The sequence below is a fragment of the Kitasatospora setae KM-6054 genome (assembly GCF_000269985.1).
Lineage (GTDB): Bacteria > Actinomycetota > Actinomycetes > Streptomycetales > Streptomycetaceae > Kitasatospora > Kitasatospora setae.
The window spans coordinates 610,461-627,044 of the sequence record NC_016109.1; the positions used below are offsets into that span (position 1 = coordinate 610,461).

General features: G+C 71.3%; 12 protein-coding genes, 1 pseudogene and 2 CRISPR repeat arrays. Of the genes and pseudogenes, 5 read left to right on the forward strand and 8 right to left on the reverse strand.

Annotated features, from left to right (window positions below; genetic code table 11):
• The first annotated feature begins 570 nt into the window (after positions 1-570).
• The 3 genes from KSE_RS41925 to KSE_RS02580 all read left to right on the forward strand — a co-directional run bounded on the left by KSE_RS41925 (position 571) and on the right by KSE_RS02580 (position 2,546).
• Entirely contained in the window at positions 571-840 is a 270-nt protein-coding gene (locus tag KSE_RS41925; RefSeq protein ID WP_148283049.1) for a hypothetical protein, read from the forward strand.
• Between the two features lie 537 nt (positions 841-1,377).
• The gene (locus KSE_RS02575; RefSeq protein ID WP_157850088.1) at positions 1,378-1,677 is read left to right on the forward strand and encodes a transposase; all 300 of its coding nucleotides are present in this window, start codon (positions 1,378-1,380) and stop codon (positions 1,675-1,677) included.
• Entirely contained in the window at positions 1,674-2,546 is an 873-nt protein-coding gene (locus KSE_RS02580; RefSeq protein ID WP_014133705.1) for an IS3 family transposase, read from the forward strand. Before KSE_RS02575 ends, KSE_RS02580 begins: the two co-directional genes overlap by 4 nt.
• Before the next feature lie 72 nt (positions 2,547-2,618).
• Positions 2,619-3,378: a CRISPR direct-repeat array (repeat unit 28 nt; unit sequence GAGCAACCCCCGCGAGCGCGGGGCCGAG).
• 9 nt (positions 3,379-3,387) lie between these two features.
• Here KSE_RS02580 and cas2e read toward each other — a convergent pair.
• The 8 genes from cas2e to cas3 all read right to left on the reverse strand — a co-directional run bounded on the left by cas2e (position 3,388) and on the right by cas3 (position 12,924).
• Positions 3,388-3,666 carry a type I-E CRISPR-associated endoribonuclease Cas2e gene (gene cas2e / locus KSE_RS02585; protein WP_014133706.1) on the reverse strand — a complete coding sequence of 93 codons (279 nt, stop codon included), beginning with the start codon at positions 3,664-3,666 and terminating at the stop codon, positions 3,388-3,390.
• Positions 3,663-4,697 carry a type I-E CRISPR-associated endonuclease Cas1e gene (gene cas1e, locus KSE_RS02590; protein ID WP_014133707.1) on the reverse strand — a complete coding sequence of 345 codons (1,035 nt, stop codon included), beginning with the start codon at positions 4,695-4,697 and terminating at the stop codon, positions 3,663-3,665. Before cas1e ends, cas2e begins: the two co-directional genes overlap by 4 nt.
• A gap of 3 nt (positions 4,698-4,700) precedes the next feature.
• Complete coding sequence (gene cas6e / locus KSE_RS02595) at positions 4,701-5,468, reverse strand: type I-E CRISPR-associated protein Cas6/Cse3/CasE (RefSeq protein ID WP_014133708.1); 768 nt, start codon at positions 5,466-5,468, stop codon at positions 4,701-4,703.
• A gap of 8 nt (positions 5,469-5,476) precedes the next feature.
• Positions 5,477-6,310 carry a type I-E CRISPR-associated protein Cas5/CasD gene (gene cas5e, locus KSE_RS02600; RefSeq protein ID WP_014133709.1) on the reverse strand — a complete coding sequence of 278 codons (834 nt, stop codon included), beginning with the start codon at positions 6,308-6,310 and terminating at the stop codon, positions 5,477-5,479.
• Entirely contained in the window at positions 6,310-7,458 is a 1,149-nt protein-coding gene (gene cas7e, locus KSE_RS02605; protein WP_014133710.1) for a type I-E CRISPR-associated protein Cas7/Cse4/CasC, read from the reverse strand. The genes cas5e and cas7e overlap by 1 nt, the downstream gene beginning before the upstream one ends.
• 65 nt (positions 7,459-7,523) lie before the next feature.
• Entirely contained in the window at positions 7,524-8,126 is a 603-nt protein-coding gene (gene casB, locus KSE_RS02610; protein WP_014133711.1) for a type I-E CRISPR-associated protein Cse2/CasB, read from the reverse strand.
• Positions 8,116-9,828, reverse strand: coding sequence for a type I-E CRISPR-associated protein Cse1/CasA (gene casA / locus KSE_RS02615; RefSeq protein WP_014133712.1), 1,713 nt, complete (start codon positions 9,826-9,828; stop codon positions 8,116-8,118). Before casA ends, casB begins: the two co-directional genes overlap by 11 nt.
• A gap of 222 nt (positions 9,829-10,050) precedes the next feature.
• Entirely contained in the window at positions 10,051-12,924 is a 2,874-nt protein-coding gene (gene cas3 / locus KSE_RS02620; RefSeq protein ID WP_331457808.1) for a CRISPR-associated helicase Cas3', read from the reverse strand.
• Between the two features lie 145 nt (positions 12,925-13,069).
• A CRISPR array of direct repeats spans positions 13,070-15,415; the repeat unit is 28 nt; unit sequence CTCGGCCCCGCGCTCGCGGGGGTTGCTC.
• 127 nt (positions 15,416-15,542) lie between these two features.
• Between cas3 and KSE_RS02625 the strand changes: the two are divergent.
• Positions 15,543-15,863: pseudogene (locus tag KSE_RS02625) on the forward strand (endonuclease NucS domain-containing protein); the annotation flags it as partial.
• 70 nt (positions 15,864-15,933) lie between these two features.
• Complete coding sequence (locus KSE_RS02630) at positions 15,934-16,584, forward strand: PDDEXK family nuclease (RefSeq protein ID WP_014133715.1); 651 nt, start codon at positions 15,934-15,936, stop codon at positions 16,582-16,584.

Below are 16,584 nucleotides of genomic sequence, written 5' to 3' on the forward strand. Positions count from 1 at the left end.
ACGCCTGTCGGCCGAAAACATCGGACTCTGGCTTGTCGAACGATGTTCCCGTGGCAGGAGGACAACTGCCGTGCAGGCCCTACTGCTGACCGGTCGCCGCCTTTGTCTCCACCGAGGCGACGTCTCGCACCGGCATCCCGCCCTGCACATCGCGATGAAGCCGACAACACGTCGAGCCTGCACCGCACCCCTCCGCCCCTGACCGACAGGAAGTTGAGTATGGCAGCCACCCCTTGGATACTTGCAGCGCCCACCCAAGGGATACTGCTACGGCAGAACCCGGTCCCGCGCCTGCGGGAATGGCTCCAAAGTAGCCCACGGCTGTGCATCGGCCCCGCGCTCGCGGGGTAGCTCCATCAGTCATGGGACCAAGACGACACCTCAAGTGCAGAACAAAGTAGCCACGGCCTGGGCGTCTAGAACTCAACTGTCTGCCAACACTCTTGGCGGTCCATCAGGTAGATCGAGGCGGTGACAGTGCGCTACTGTGACCCTCACGAAGCATGAAAGAAGGGCGCCCCATGCCTCGCAAGCATTGAATGGGGCGCCCACCTAAAACCAGGAGGACATATGCGTCTCCCGATCCGCGATGCCCGAACGCATGGCAGCATCCTCAGGATTGTCGCACGTCAGCTGCGCCAGAACAAGAACCTGGTTGCACTGGCCACGACTTCTGCCACCTGTGCACTCAAGGGACAACCGGCGACCATCACTCCTGAGCAGATTACGGGATTGGTGATTGTGATCATCATCTTGATCGCCCTAAGTACCATCACTTACAAGCCTAATGGCTGGCTGCGTCCGAATCCGACCGGGACTCGTTCAACGCGTCGCAGGTGAAGCGGTCATCGCTTCTCCGCAAGTTTCGAACGCGAGCACCAGCATCGCCGAGCGATCTGCTGATCCAGCTGAGCTGCAATCCATGTGCTTGCTCAGCTGGAATTCGCTCTGCTGATGGTCGTGGTGAGGTATGGATCGGCCCGGTTCTGACCAGGCAGCCGTCGATGAGATGCGGACGGTGCCAGACGAGTAGTTCCGAAGTCGATTGAGTTTGCCGCTTCCGCTTCAAACGTGCGGGGAGGGTGTCCAGCGTTCGGGTTGTGACGACCGAAGAGCTGAACACCCTCCTGGCGGCACTCTACGTACGAATCGATGGAACCGGGGCAACCCCCGCAACGGCCCACACAGTCGCACCTCCGCTTCTGGGAGCAACTCCTACGAGCGCAAGGCCAAGGCCGGGTCGAGGTCCGTCCACGGCTGCCAGGTGGAGCAACCCCCCGCGAGCGCGGGGCCGAGTAGCTGGGCTTGATTCGGTTTGACGGACACCTCTGATCAGGGGCTTCGGCCCCGAGAAGGATGATGTCCATCATGGAGAGCATGGGGAAGAAGAAGCCACGCCCTCGTCGCGCGTTCGCGCCGGAGTTCAAGGCCGAGATCGTCGAGCTGTGCCGTCGCGGTGACCGCTCGGTCGGTCAGGTCGCCAAGGACTTCGACCTGACCGAGACCGCGGTGCGGGACTGGATCAGGCAGGGCGAGGTCGATGCCGGCGAGCGGGACGGCCTGACCAGCGACGAGCGCGAGGAACTGGCCAGGCTGCGGCGGGAAAACCGCCGACTGCGCGAGGACGTGGACATCCTCCGCCGTGCCACGGCTTTCTTCGCGAAGGAGACCCGGTGACGTTGCACCCGTTCATCGAGGCGGAGAAGCGGGGCGGCCACAACGTCAAACGGGCGTGTGAGCTGCTGAAGGTCTCCCGAGCCGCCTTCTACGCCCGCCGCACCGCCGACCCCGGCCCCCGCGCCGTCCGCGACGCCGAACTCGCCGAGAAGATCACCGAGGTCCACTCCGCTTCCCGCGACAGCTGCGGGGCGCCACGGATCCATGCCGCTCTCCGGCGCGACGGGGACCGGTGTGGTCGCCGCCGCATCGCCCGTCTGATGCGCCAGGCCGGGCTGGAGGGCCGGCATCGCAAGCGCCGCCACCGCACCACGATCCCCGACCTGCAGGCCGCCGGGCGGCCGGACCTGGTCCTGCGCGACTTCACGCCCGACCGGGCGGGGCTCGATGCGCGCTGGTGCGGCGACATCACCTACATACCCACCGGCGAGGGCCGGCTCTACCTGGCCACCGTCATCGACATCGCCTCCCGTCGCGTGGTCGGCTGGGCCGCCGCGGACCACCTGCGGGCCGAACTGGTCGCCGACGCGCTACGGACCGCCTGCCAAACCCGCCGCCCGAGCGGAACAGCGCTCTTCCACTCGGATCGCGGCTGTCAGTACACCAGCCGTGAATTCGCTATCATGGCAAGCGAGTTCGGTATTCGACTGTCGGTCGGCCGCACCGGCCAGTGCTGGGACAACGCGCTCGCCGAGTCGTTCCTCGCCACGCTGAAGCGGGAGTTGCCCGGCGACCGGCCTTGGCCCAGCAGGGCCGCAGCACGGACCGCGATCTTCGAATGGATCGAGGGTTGGTACAACATACGCAGGCTGCACAGCAGCCTCGGCTACCGCAGTCCCGCCGAATACGAGGCCGCCCTCGCGGCCTGACCACCACACCAACGGTGTCTGTCAAAGCGGGGCAAGCTCAAGCCAGCATCGCCATGCAACACATGTGCGGGGGAGCAACCCCCGCGAGCGCGGGGCCGAGGCCGTCGACGGCCTGACCGACGACGAGGGCGCGGAGCAACCCCCGCGAGCGCGGGGCCGAGACCACGCCCGCCCGTCGTCGCCCCAGATGTCCGGAGCAACCCCCGCGAGCGCGGGGCCGAGCCGACAACCCGGGGGAAGACGGCGCGACGCCGAGAGCAACCCCCGCGAGCGCGGGGCCGAGCGACCTGGACGCGGTGCGCGCCGCGTTCGCCGCGAGCAACCCCCGCGAGCGCGGGGCCGAGCAGCACTGCGTCCTGACCTACAGGGTCAACCTGGAGCAACCCCCGCGAGCGCGGGGCCGAGCTGGTGTCGATCAGGTCGGCAGCCTCGCCGAGGGAGCAACCCCCGCGAGCGCGGGGCCGAGTGCTGTGGAACTGCTGCGGCACCCACGGCTGGAGAGCAACCCCCGCGAGCGCGGGGCCGAGGGCGTCGGTGGCGAGGAGTTCGGTGGGGGTGAGGAGCAACCCCCGCGAGCGCGGGGCCGAGTCGGCGAGGGTGTGCTGGGCGTCGGCGTAGGCGGAGCAACCCCCGCGAGCGCGGGGCCGAGATCACGCCGCGGGTCCGCAGCTCCGCGAGCAGGGAGCAACCCCCGCGAGCGCGGGGCCGAGCCCACTAGAGCGAGCACGACTTCGCGGTCCCGGGAGCAACCCCCGCGAGCGCGGGGCCGAGATGACGACCGGGTCGGCCAGCGACCCGGATCCGGAGCAACCCCCGCGAGCGCGGGGCCGAGGCTGCGGTTTTATCGGGTCGGGCGGGCGGAGAGAATCAGTCCGTCGAAGTCGACGGGCTTCCAGCGGTCCGTGCCGGCGGTGCGGACGGTCCAGCCTTGTTCGTTGGTGGCGGGTTCGACGAGGATGGCTTGGCCGGTGCCGATGCGGGTGGCGAGGAGGTCCCAGAGGCGGTCGCGGATGCGGCGGCTGGGGTTGCCGACGAAGACGCCGGCGTGGACTTCGACCATCCAGCGGGTGAGGTGGCCGCGTAGGCCTTCGGGGGCGGCGATCAGGACGATGACGGTCATCGCGGGGGCTGCTTCGGGTCGTTGTCGAATTCGGGGCCGATGATCGCCAGGTGTTCGTTCTCGTCCCCCATGCCGGGATCGATGGCGCGGAGGACGGAACCAGCGCTCTCCGCTGACCAGTTGACGCCGCCTTGGACCGTGCCGACCTTCTCGTCCCACAACTGGTTGACGTCCTGGTCGTCCAGGTCGATGCCGTCCGGGGTGAGGAGGGCTTTGACGTCCCGGACGATCCGGCCGAGGAGGCGGTCTTCTGCGATGCGGTCGCGCAGGCCGAGGCGGGCGTCGCGTTCTTCGGTGTGGCCGCGGGCGGTGAGGTCGAAGGCGAGGGGGATGGTGTAGTCGGCTTTGTAGAGGTCGGCGATGTCGAGGACGAAGGACGTGGCGAGGCCGGTGTGGACGAAGCCGAGGCCGGGGCTGGCGCCGAGGCCGGTGATGACGGCGTGGCAGATGCCGTAGAGCGCGGCGTTGGCGGCGGAGAGGAGCCGGTTGAGGTCGTCGCCGGCGGCGTGGGCGTCTCCCGGTTGGTAGACGCGTCCGTTCCAGGGGACGCCGGTACGACGTGCGTGTGCCTGGTAGAGCTTGCGGATCCTCGCTCCTTCGCGGCCGCGCAGTTGCTGCATGGTGGCGGTGTCGACGTCCTCGCCGGGGAAGCGCATGCGGTACATGGCGCGGGCGACGGCGAGGCGTTCCTTGGTGCGGCTGACCAGCCAGGCCTGCCGGTTCAGCAGGCCGGCCCCGCGGCTGGGGCCGAGTCCGGCCGCGTACATGCGGACGCCCTGCTCGCCGACCCAGCACACGGTGGTGCCGGAGTCGGCGAGCAGGTTGACCGCGCCGTGGGTGATCCGGGTGCCGGGGCCGAGGAGGACGACGGCGACCATGGCGGCCGGGATGCGGACGGTTTCGCGCTTGTTGATGACGACGACGGCGTTCTCGTCGCGGTCGATGTGGCTGCGTTCGACGTAGACGCTGGAGACGCGGTCGGAGAGGCGGTGCAGGTCGTGGGGGTGGGCTTTCCACCAGATGTCGGCCATCGGTCAGCGGGCCGTGCCGGTGCCGGGGAGCGGGGCGAGGGTGAGCAGTCCGCAGCCGTAGGCCTTGGAGGGGCCGATGCCTTCGAGGAGGGCGGTCTTCAGGAGGTCGGGGTCGCTGATCCGCAGGTGTCCTTCGAAGGTGGCGGTGGTGAGGGTGACGGGGGTGCGGGTGCCGGGCTTGGTGAAGGTGCGCCGGTCGCGGTCGGTGATGCGGACCTCGCGGGCCGCTTCCCCATCGCCGTCCGGGGTGCCCAGCCCGGGGGCGGGCGTGTCGGTGCGGGCTTCGGGGACGGTGAAGCCCCAGCGGGTGGTGCGGTCGAGGAACCAGGCGAGCTGGTGTGCGGCGGTGCGGTGGGGGAGGCGGTAGGAGCGGTGCTGGAGTTCCTCGGCGGTCCTGGTGCGGTGGGTGCTGCCGCCGGTCGGCTTTGAGGTGTTCTGGACGGGGCTGGCGGTGAGGCGGAAGGCGTACTCGCGGCCGAGGGCGAGTTGGGCGAGCAGGGGGCTGTAGTCGCGGACCGCGTAGTGTTCGCCTTCGGCGTCGGGCCAGCCGGCCTGTTCGACGAGGTGCGTCCAGTCGGGCTTGCCGGGGGTGAGGACCAGGAGCTGGGGCCGCCGCGGCTGGTCGGTGTCGAGGCGCCAGAGGATCCGGTCGCCGGGGGCCTGGTCGGGGACGCCGGCCTGGACGGCGCCGTGCAGGGCGCGCGGGTTGGCGAGCAGGGTGCGGCTGGCCGCGCGCAGCGGGTTGATCCGGACGCGGGAGAGGTAGGTCATGGGTCGGGTCACCAGCCCAGCAGGGCGAAGGGGTCGTGGCCGCCGTCGGCGGGCGGCTCGGTGGGGAGTGCGGCCCGGAGGCCGGTGGGGACGCTGAGCCAGGCGTGCCGGACCTTGCGGGTGCCGAAGCCGCGCCGGCGCGGGTCGAAGCTCAGCGGGACGTCCCGGCAGGTGTCGTCGCCGTGCGGGTCGTCGAAGCTGGCCGCCAGGTCGACGCGGTCGGTCCGGCGCGGGGCCTGGCCGCGTTTCGCCTGCCGCTCGTGCGCCTTCCTGGTCGGTTCGTTGGCCTGCCAGGGCTCTTCCGCGAGGGCGGTCTCCAGCGGTGTGCCGCGGCGAACGCCAAGGCTCAGCGGCTGGGTGGGCGTGCAGGAGCGGCGGCCGAGGGCGAGCGGGAAGGCGGGGCGGGTGACGGCTTCGCCAAGTGCGGTGACCAGTTCGGCGGGCCCTTCGACGGCGACGAGGAACACCGCGTCCTGGAGGTAGTAGCGGTGCGTCACGTGGGTGTGCTTGCTCGGCGAGGTGGGCTTCTGGACGCCCTTCGCGTTGACGCCGGCCTGGGGCAGCGGCAGGCCCCGGTAGTCGCTGACGGTGTGGTAGTCGCGCAGGAGCGTGCCGGGCTGGTCGACCCGGACGCCGAGCCGCAGGCCGACGAGGTCGGTGAGGTCGGCTTCGCGCGGGCGCCCGGCGGCCGCGGCGAGCAGCCCGACGACGCCGGACTTGGTGGGCTGCGGGGTGGTGTCGCGGCGGTTGAAGGCACTGCGGTCGCCCCAGGACTGGAGGGGTCCGGCGAGCCGCAGCAGGAGGACCGCCCGGTCGCCCTGCGGGGTGGTGTCGGCGGGCATCAGCGCGTGGCCGTCCGCTCGGTGAGGGCGGTGCGCAGGCCCTCGCGGAGTTCGGCGAAGGTGCGGTTGGCGCCGAACGCCTCGGCGAGCGCGGCCGTTTCGGGGCTCGCGGCGTCCAGGGTGTGGCAGATGGCGGTGTGCAGCGGTTCGTCGCCCCACTGGGAGGTGGCGGTGCGGTACTCGGCGGCGAGGCGGCGGGCCGACTCGGCGAGGATGCCGTCGCCGGCCGGGACGGCATTCTCGTACGCGGAGACCAGGTTGACGGGCTGGTCGGTGCGGACCACGACGGCGACCAGGCTGGGCCGGGTGCGGTGGGCGAAGGAGTTGCCGTAGCCGGTGGGCATGGAGCGGGCGAAGGAGTCGACGAACAGGTCGACGGCCTCGACGGCGGTCTTCTCCTCGCCGAGGTTGTCGGTCAGCTGGTGCAGGCCGACGGTGGCGTAGCGGTACAGGGTGGCCGAGTTGAAGCCGATGGTGCCGATCATTCCGGCGCCGGTCTCCTCGTCGCCGGTCTCGTCGTCCACCGCCGTGTAGTAGTCGAACTCGAGCTCGGTGGCATGGGTGGAGAGGGCGTGCGCGACCTGGGTGGCAGCGTCGACGTTGAGGCCGGGGATGTCGGCGACCATCCGGCCGAACAGCGCGACGTCGACCGGGTGGCCCTGCTGGAGCTGCTCGCGCACCGGCAGGTTCTTCACCCGCTCCTCCAGCTGCTGGTCGTCCAGGGCGGCCAGCTCTGCCGCGTCGGCGGCGACCAGGTCGACGATGCCCTCCAGCTGCCGGCGACCGTAGAACAGCAGGTACGCGGTGTCGCCCGCCTTCTTGCCCGCCGCGATGCCCATCGGCTTCAGCAGCGCCCCGGCGACGCGCTGCGCGTCCTCGGCGGACAGGGCGGCACCGGCCCGGGCGGCGAGGCGCTCGGCGAGCTTGCCCGCGATGCGCTTGGTGCGGGTGCCGAGGTCCTGCGGCTCGTAGCGCTCCGCGAAGTGCAGGCGGGTGGCGCGCTTCCAGGCCTGGGAGGAGACCCGGGAGCGGCGCTTGCCGCCGAAGTACGCCTCCTTGGGGCTGCCGTTGTCGTCGCGGTTGAGGTTGGCCGGCGGGACGGTCTGCAGGATGTGGACGTCGATGTAGAGACGGGGACGGGAGGGCACGCGCTTCTCCTGGGGCTGGGGTTGGAATCGGAACGGACGGGACGGTGTGCGGTTGTCGGCGGCGGTCACTCGTCGTCGTCAGGGGTCTTGCTCTGCCACGCCCGGTAGCCCAGCGCCCACTTGAGCCGGACCTGGGGTCGGCGCTCGGACTGGTGCCAGGCGCGGATGTCGGCCATCAGGTGGTCGTAGTCGAGGGGTTGGCCGACCGTCCGCAGTTGGGTGACCAGGCCGCGCAGGTGGACCAGGAGAGCGGGAACGCTGGTCGCGGCGGCCAGTTGGGCGACCCTGGCGTCCAGCGCGTTCTCGCTGTACTTGCCGTCGCGGCGCAGTTCGCGCAGCGCCCGGCCGAGTTTGACGCCGCTGCGGTGCATCGGTCGGCTCTGGCCCTGCTGGTGCAGGCCGTAGAGGGCGAGCGCGGCGTGCTCGGCCTGCTGCTCGTCGGAGACCCGGTCCCGCAGCGCCAGCACGTCGCCGACCTCGGTGCTGTAGTACGGCCACATCTTCGGGCTGTCCATCACCGGCCGTCCGAGCCCGGAACGCAGCGCGGCCAGTTCCTCGCCGGGCGGACGGCGCGGTTGCTTGGAGGGGCCGTCGATCCGCCAGCCGTGGTCGGGGGCGGTGTACTCGTCCCAGTACCGCCGTCGGGCAGTGGGCTGATCAGTGGTCAACACGGGCTCCGGAGGGGGTTTTCACAGTGTCTTCGGGCGCGCCGGCCCGGTCCCGCACGGCGGTGCGGGCGGTGTGCGCGTGGCGCGGGAGGATGCGGGCGGCCTCACGGCTGAAGCTGTCCGCCGCCGTGCCGAGGGAGAAGGTGTGGGTCTTGCCCGGCTTCCCCGTCTGGCTGACGGTACGGCCGGCGAACGCACTGGCGGGAGCCACCGCGAGCAGGGCGTCCGCGTGCTCCCAGGTCCGCCAGGCCGCCGCCTCCTCCCAGGCGAACCGGCCGCGCTCCAGCCGGTCTTCATCCCCACCGGCTTCCCGGGCCCCGGCCAGCACCCGGCGGACCAGGCCGTCGAGGACGTGCAGCAGCAGCTCACCGGGTCGCTGCCCCTTGTCCCACGGGATCGGGTCGGTCCCGACCGCGCGGCGCAGGTCGGCGGAGAGGTTGTTGAGGGCCCGGGCGAGTTGCTCGGCCTGCTCGGCGACGTCCAGCAGGAACAGCCGGGTCTCACCGTCCTGGTGGAGGGCGAGCAGCGGCAGGGGGATGGCGTCGTGGACGACGTCCTCGACCACCGCGGACTGCGTGCCGTACACCATGCCGAAGGTCTCCACCCGAAGCGGGTAGTCGGCGGCCAGCCTGCCGTCCTCCTGCAGGGCGCCGATCTGGTCGAGCAGCACGCTGGTCTCGAAGACGCCCCCGTCGTTCTGCCGGACGGGCGCGAGCAGCGCCTCCAGCCCGCGCCAGGCGGCCTTGCCCTGCGCGTGGCGGCGCGGCCGGCGCTCAGGGGCACGGCTCGATGCCTTCTTCGCCGGCGGGGTGAACGTCCAGGCGGTGTGCGGCTCCCACTCCGGGGTGGCGGGGAGCCGGTCGCCGGCGCTGATCACGACACGAGTCACCTTCGTCCCGCCCGCTTCGTCCTGCTCGGGGATCAGGCGGACGCGTCGCGCCTGCCAGGTCCACAGGTCGAGCAGGCCGTCGGCCGGCCGCTGCTCCCAGGCCGGTGTGGCCGGGGGGCGCTCCCACTGGGGCTTGCCGAGGTTGGCGGCCGCGGTGACCGGGATGTTGAGCTGCAGCGTCTCGTACAGGGTGCGCCCCATCGGGACGATCACGCCGAGCTGCCCGAGGGGCCCGGTCGGGTTTCCCGTGGTCTTGCCGGCCTTCGCCTGGTCGTCCCCGACGACGCCGGTCTTGATCGCGGCGGTGTCCCAGCAGTGGGTGTGCAGGAGCCAGTGGGCGGCCTGCGCGGGCGTCAGGTCGAGTGGGTCGGCATCCGAGCGGCTGGCGAACAGCGGGACGTTGTTGCCGCTCGCCGCGGTGGCCACCAGGGCGGCCGTCCCCTTCGTCTCGTCCTTCGCCGTCCGCAGACCGGCCACCTGGGCGAAGGGCGCCGACTCGTCGAACAGCTCGAAGCGGGCCCGGTGCGCGGCCAGGTACGCGAGCAGGCGCTCCTTCTCCTGCGCGCTGAACTCCCCCCGGGCCAGGCGCTCGCCCTGCGCCGCAGCCGTTGCCGGCGCCCCCAGCGCGGCCACGAGCACCGGCAGGAGCACCTGGCGCAGCACCGCGGGGAGCTGCGTGGCGAAATCGACGGACAGGCCGTCGAACTCGTCTGCCCGCGTCAGCGCTTCGGCGATTCCCAGGTGGACGGGCGGGCCGCCGTCGAGCGGACGCGGCGCCAACCACGGTTCGTCCACCAGGTTGTACTTGGGCAAGGGTGAATCTCCCAACTGGTCATGTTTAGTCGGGGCTTTGAAGCCATCCTGGCACTCCGCTCGTCGCCTTGTGCGGCAAATGCTTCAATTGCCGCTGGCCCCGCAGGACTGGTCGCGGGGATGGCCCCTGGTCGTGTTTGCGCGCCCCGGTCAACGCCAAGTAGGCCCCGCGCTCGCGGGGTTGGGGGTGGGCAGGGTTTCCCTTGCCCACCCCCGCACTCGCTACGGACGTCCGGTCACGACCAGCCCGAGCCGGTCGTCGTACCGGAGCCTGCAACCGCCGAGCCTCGCCTCGTCCCGCTCGTCCAACTCCAGTGCCCTGCCGTAGCGAAGCCACGGATGGTCGCGCCAGCCCGGCAGCGGACCGAGGGCGTGCTGCTCGACCGCTGCGGTGAGCTTGGCCGGGAGTCGGACGGTGCCGGTGAGCACGTCGTCCAGCAGCTCGGCCGCGGTCTCGCCGTTCGGACCCAGCGCCCGGCCGGTCATCGCCCGGTAGCCCTCGCCGGCCCTGCGCACCAAGAGCACTTCCACGCTGGGGTCGCCGTCCCTGACCAGGGCCTCCATCTGCCCGTCGCGCAGTACGCCCTGCCCCCCGTAGTGAAGTCCTTCCAGGGTCGGCTGCCCGTGCTCGCCGGCCCGGACGAGCAGGTACGGCGCGGCCGCCTCCCGGCGCTTGGACCGATTCTCGTTCCAGAGCTTCCGCGCCGTCGACTCCTCCTCGGCCCACTCCGACGGGACGATCCGATCGGTGCCGTAGACCCGGGCGACCAGCTGCGGGACCTGGCCCGGGATGCTCCATCCGCCGCCGTCGGCCGCGATCACCTCGGCCGCCGTGCGGAGCAGCGGGTAGCGACCGTAGATCCCCTCCGAAGCCCGGAGCAGCCACGGGACTCCGCCGCCTGCCCGGCGCAGCCCCGTCACGACGACCGTCGGGTGCGTGAGCTTGGACGGTCGTGGATTGCCGTCGTGGCGGTGCAGGCGGCCGATGCGCTGCAGCAGCAGGTCGATCGGCGCGAGATCTGTGACCAGCAGGTCCGCGTCGACGTCGAAGGACTGCTCAGCGAGCTGCGTGGCAACGACCACCATTCGCTGAGGTCGCGGCCGGCCGTCGTCCCGCCTGCCGAGCGCCTCCAGCACTGCCGCGGTGCGGTCCGCGCGGTGCCCGGCGTGGAGCCGGCCGTGCAGCAGGTGCACCTCCTGGTCGCCGAACTTCGCGCACAGCGCCTCAAAGGTGCGTTGGGCCCGGTCCACGGTATTGCGGATGACCAAGGCGCAGCCGCCGTCGACGAGTTGATCCTGCAGGAACTCCGCCACGGCCTCGGCGGTCGGACCTGACGGGTCCTCACTCCTCTGATCGACCACCGGCTCGTCGAGGACACGCACCTTGACTTTCAGGTCCTCCCGCCAGGGGTCTGTGCTGTCCACCAGCAACTGTGGCCCGTCCTCGCCAACCCACGCGGTCGTCACGTTCGGATAGCCGCCTGGCTGCGGGAGTTCAATCTCCGGCAGGGTCTCGGCCGACTGCGCCCCGGCCAGGTACGCCGCCACCAGGTCGCGGCGCTGCCCGGGCGGGAGCGTCGCCGACAGGAGCAGCACGGGCACGCCCGCCTGGCCGAGCCAGCGCAGGCCCTCCAGCAGGAACTGGGACATGTAGACGTCCGCGGCGTGCACCTCGTCCAGGATCACCACCTTGCCCACCAGGCCCGCCATCCGCAGCATCACGTGCTTCGTCCGGGTCGCGGCCTGGAGGAGCTGGTCGACGGTGCCGACCGCGAACGGGCTGAGCAGACCACGCCGCCGTCCGAGGAACCACTCGGAGGGGCCGCGCCGCTGCGGCTCGGACTCGTCCTCCCCGAAAGACCAGGTCATCCCGTACTCGTCCTCGCCGACCGAGCCGTAACAGTCCTGCGCGCCGAAACCGTCAGCACCGTCGAGAAGGGCGCGCCACTCCTTGTTGAAGATCCGCTTGCCGTGCAGCAGCGCCACCTGGCCGGCGAGTCGTTCGTCGATCTTCCCGAGCCAGGAACGGACTTGAGTGAACATCGGGTCCGCCGTCGCCTGGGTCGGCATGCCCAGGAACACCCCGTCCGCCCCGCTCCGGGCCGCGAGCACCTCCGCCGCCGCGAGTGCCGCCTTCGTCTTTCCCTCCCCCATCGGCGCCTCGATGATCACCAACCCCGGCCCACCCATCCGATACACCGCGTCCAGCACCATCTGCTGCGACGACCTGGGCCCGTCACCGAACCTGTCCTGGAAAAACTCGGGCCCGGAAAACTCAAGTTGGCCCCACCCACCGCGCAACTGCAAGGCCGACCACGCCGCCCGGGACCGCCTGCGCGCGCCTTCCATCGAGACCTGCGCGAGATCGGCGACGCCGTGGAAGTGCTGCTCGTTGCTGGCGATCCAGTCCGCCATCACCACGAACCCCGAGAGCTGCAACTGCACCGCCCGAGGCGGCACCTCACACGGCTGCACCTCGGCCAACAGGCACTCACCGCCGAAACCGACCTCCCGGCTGAAGACCTCGAGCAAAGCCGCTTGCGCCTCCTGCCAAGCAGCCCCTCGACCCTGGAACTCCTCGTTCTTCTTCGGCGGAGCCAGATCCCCCACCGTCGGAATCGTGCCGTGATGCCCCGCCACCAGCGGCCACACCCAAGCCGTCTGCTCCTCCGACCAGCCAGCCCCCGCAAGCAACCTCCGCAGCAGCCGGCCACCCGCCCGGTCGTGCCGCCACTTCTTCCCAGCCGCGAGGGTGTACTCGTTCCACCTCAACCCCGCCGCCCGCACCGCAGCAGCCCCGGCCGCGTCCATGAACTGGAAGGCCGGCGTTGCCTTCCCCAAGTCGTGCACACCGCAAAGCCAAACGAACAACAACCGCCCCCGACCCCGCCCACCCGCGATCACGTCCAACCTCCGACGCGTCACCGGCGGCAAGTACTCCTCCCACATCACCTCGGCCACCGCGGCCGTGTCCAACATGTGCGAGATCAGGAGGTTCGCCGTCCCCCCGGCCTTACCCGCCGACTTCCCCCACAACGCCCCTAACCACCCGGCCGCCTCCCCCGAGAGCCCCCACCGACTCACAAGCCCACCCACTCCCTGTGCCTCCGATCCGCTACGCTCCGGAGCGTAGAAGACCCCACTGACAATCCGGCCGCCACCCAGACCATGCGCACATCCCAACCGAGTTCAACTAACAAAAATACTGCCCCCTAACCCACAAAACACCAGCTCATCAAGCCTCGGCCCCGCGCTCGCGGGGGTTGCTCTTGACGTGGATTCCATCAGACGTGTGTCGACGTCTCGGCCCCGCGCTCGCGGGGGTTGCTCCGGGACGGCCGAGGGGAGGACGTCGTGTCCCTCCTCGGCCCCGCGCTCGCGGGGGTTGCTCCGGTCGTGGTGCCGGAGACGGTGATGCTGGGGGCTCGGCCCCGCGCTCGCGGGGGTTGCTCCCAGCAGGCGGCCGGAGCCGAGCGCGACGCCTACTCGGCCCCGCGCTCGCGGGGGTTGCTCACGTGTCCAGCGTAGGCCCAACTGGGTTGTGATCTCGGCCCCGCGCTCGCGGGGGTTGCTCCTGCCGTTGCAGGCGTAGCACGGGGGTTCGTCGCTCGGCCCCGCGCTCGCGGGGGTTGCTCCCGGCTGCCGCCGCTGGTGAAGGTGAAGCCGATCTCGGCCCCGCGCTCGCGGGGGTTGCTCGACCGACATGGCCCGTGAGTTCGCAGTCCGGCACTCGGCCCCGCGCTCGCGGGGGTTGCTCGCAACCGGGGCGGTTGTCGTGACGGAGAAACGTCTCGGCCCCGCGCTCGCGGGGGTTGCTCCCGGCCCGGGATCCACGTCGAGGACATCGTGAACTCGGCCCCGCGCTCGCGGGGGTTGCTCCCGGGACAGCGGCGGCCGGGGCTGCGGGCTGCTCTCGGCCCCGCGCTCGCGGGGGTTGCTCGTCGGCCGAACACCGCGCGGCCACCGGCAAGGACTCGGCCCCGCGCTCGCGGGGGTTGCTCGTTCGACCACCACCCTCAGGTAGCGGCTGCCGGCTCGGCCCCGCGCTCGCGGGGGTTGCTCGCCGAAGCCGCGCTCATCGCCGCCCACCGCCTCCTCGGCCCCGCGCTCGCGGGGGTTGCTCGGGCGTGTACCCGGAGGCCGGGCTGCAGATGTCCTCGGCCCCGCGCTCGCGGGGGTTGCTCCCGGGAGCCGCGGCAGGAGATGGTCAGCCGGGCCTCGGCCCCGCGCTCGCGGGGGTTGCTCTCGCTGCTGGCGGCGCGGCGATTCAACCCACCGCTCGGCCCCGCGCTCGCGGGGGTTGCTCGGGCGTGTACCCGGAGGCCGGGCTGCAGATGTCCTCGGCCCCGCGCTCGCGGGGGTTGCTCCCGGGAGCCGCGGCAGGAGATGGTCAGCCGGGCCTCGGCCCCGCGCTCGCGGGGGTTGCTCGGGTCTCGCGATCCTGGCCAGGATCGGACTCGTCTCGGCCCCGCGCTCGCGGGGGTTGCTCCCGGCCCGGGGCGCCCGCCGCCGGGGCGGAGAGCTCGGCCCCGCGCTCGCGGGGGTTGCTCTTCTGTCACACAGATGGCATATTCGCGGGGCATCTCGGCCCCGCGCTCACGGGGGTTGCTCCTCGGCGAGGCGGGCGGACGTCATGCGGACGAGCTCGGCCCCGCGCTCGCGGGGGTTGCTCCGCGGTGGACAGGCTGACCACGCTGGTGGGTGACTCGGCCCCGCGCTCGCGGGGGTTGCTCGCGGGGCACGACCCCGGCCGAGGACAAGGCGTACTCGGCCCCGCGCTCGCGGGGGTTGCTCTCGCCCGGCGCCACGCTCAAGGACCTGCTGCTGCTCGGCCCCGCGCTCGCGGGGGTTGCTCCCGCTGGACCGGGCTCACCGGCGCGCGCCCCGGCTCGGCCCCGCGCTCGCGGGGGTTGCTCTTCTGGGCGTGCCGGTCTGCCCGACCCATTCCGCTCGGCCCCGCGCTCGCGGGGGTTGCTCTCGGGAGAGTTGGGGCCGGGCGACCGGCTCCCGCTCGGCCCCGCGCTCGCGGGGGTTGCTCCCCATCCCCGACGGCCGCGCGCTGTTCCTGGCCCTCGGCCCCGCGCTCGCGAGGGTTGCTCGATCGGCCTCGGCGGGATCGGCGACACCCTGAACTCGGCCCCGCGCTCGCGGGGGTTGCTCAGCGGGCCCGCCCCATCCATCCGGTGGACCGCACTCGGCCCCGCGCTCGCGGGGGTTGCTCCGATGAGGGCCTGGCGCTCAGCCGGGCTACGGGCTCGGCCCCGCGCTCGCGGGGGTTGCTCCGGACGAGGGCCCGTGCGGCAACGCCACCCACCCTCGGCCCCGCGCTCGCGGGGGTTGCTCTACGAACCGAGTAGCGTGACCGGGATGCACCAGCTCGGCCCCGCGCTCGCGGGGGTTGCTCCACCGACTTGACGAGGTCGGTCTCGTTGACGTCCTCGGCCCCGCGCTCGCGGGGGTTGCTCCCGTGGCCGGCTCTTGTCCGGCATCACCCAGGCCTCGGCCCTGCGCTCGCGGGGGTTGCTCCATCTCCTCTTGCTCGTGACGAGTGGTCAGGCCCTCGGCCCCGCGCTCGCGGGGGTTGGTCGCTACCACCATCGACAGTCCCTCCCCTGCGAGTTGATCATTCCTTCTCGAGCCATGGTCCGAATCGGAATACGGAGCCGCTGTTTGCGATTGGTCTCTTCGCACGATCGTACGAAGGGGGACGCTGGGTGAGCGATTTGAAGATGTTCAGGCTCGGGGTGGACAGCCGGGATGTGGAGGTGCGGGGCTCGACGGTGGCGTTGGAGGTGGAGCTGCAGCGGCGGGTGGAGGCCGGGATGGAGCGGATGCTGGGTATCCGGTTCCTGGCGTCGGAGTACCCGACGGGGCCATGGCACCGGGGGCGGGTGGACTCGCTGGGGATGGACGAGAACGGCTCTCCGGTGGTGGTCGAGTTCAAGAAGGGCAGCGACAGCGGGGTCGTGTCGCAGGCGCTGTCGTACCTGACGTGGTTGAAGAGCAGCCGGCTGGAGTTCGAGGCGCTGGTGCGTGCGACTACCGCCGATAGATGACACATACCGACGATGACTATCACCATGATCGCTTGGCTTCGGGGGAGAAATGACGGGTCTGCGCCTGTTTCGGGTTGACGGCGGGTCGGCCGAGGAAGTTGCCGGCTCGGAGGTGGAGCTGGAGCGGCATCTCCAGACCTTGATCGAGCAGAACATGGGCACCATGCTTGGTGTGCGGTTCCTCGCCTCGGAGTACTCCACCGGACCGGTCCACGGTGGCCGGATCGACTCGCTGGGCCTCGACGAGGACGGCAGCCCGGTGGTGATCGAGTACAAGCGGTCGCGCAGCGAGAACGTGATCAACCAAGCGCTTTTCTATTCCGCCTGGTTGCGGGACCACAAGGCCGAGTTCGAGGCCCTGGTGGCACGCCAGCTCGGAACCGAGGCTGCCGACGGTGTCGACTGGAGCGGTCTGCGGATCATCTGCGTGGCTTCGGGGTACAGCCGCTACGACGTCCACGCGATCGGCGAGATGAACCGCCGGATCGACCTCGTCCGCTACCAGCAATTCGAGGGGGACATACTGGCTCTGGAACTGCATGCCTCGGTGTCGAGCGGTCCAAGTGCGCTGACCAGGAGTCAGGTTGACGGGAACAGCCGGGCCACCGGCGGCCCGGGGCGAAAGACTGTCCGCGAGGCGATCGAGCGGGCTTCGCTAGGCAGTGTCGTCAAAGTGATCTTGGGTAATGGATCATGGTGA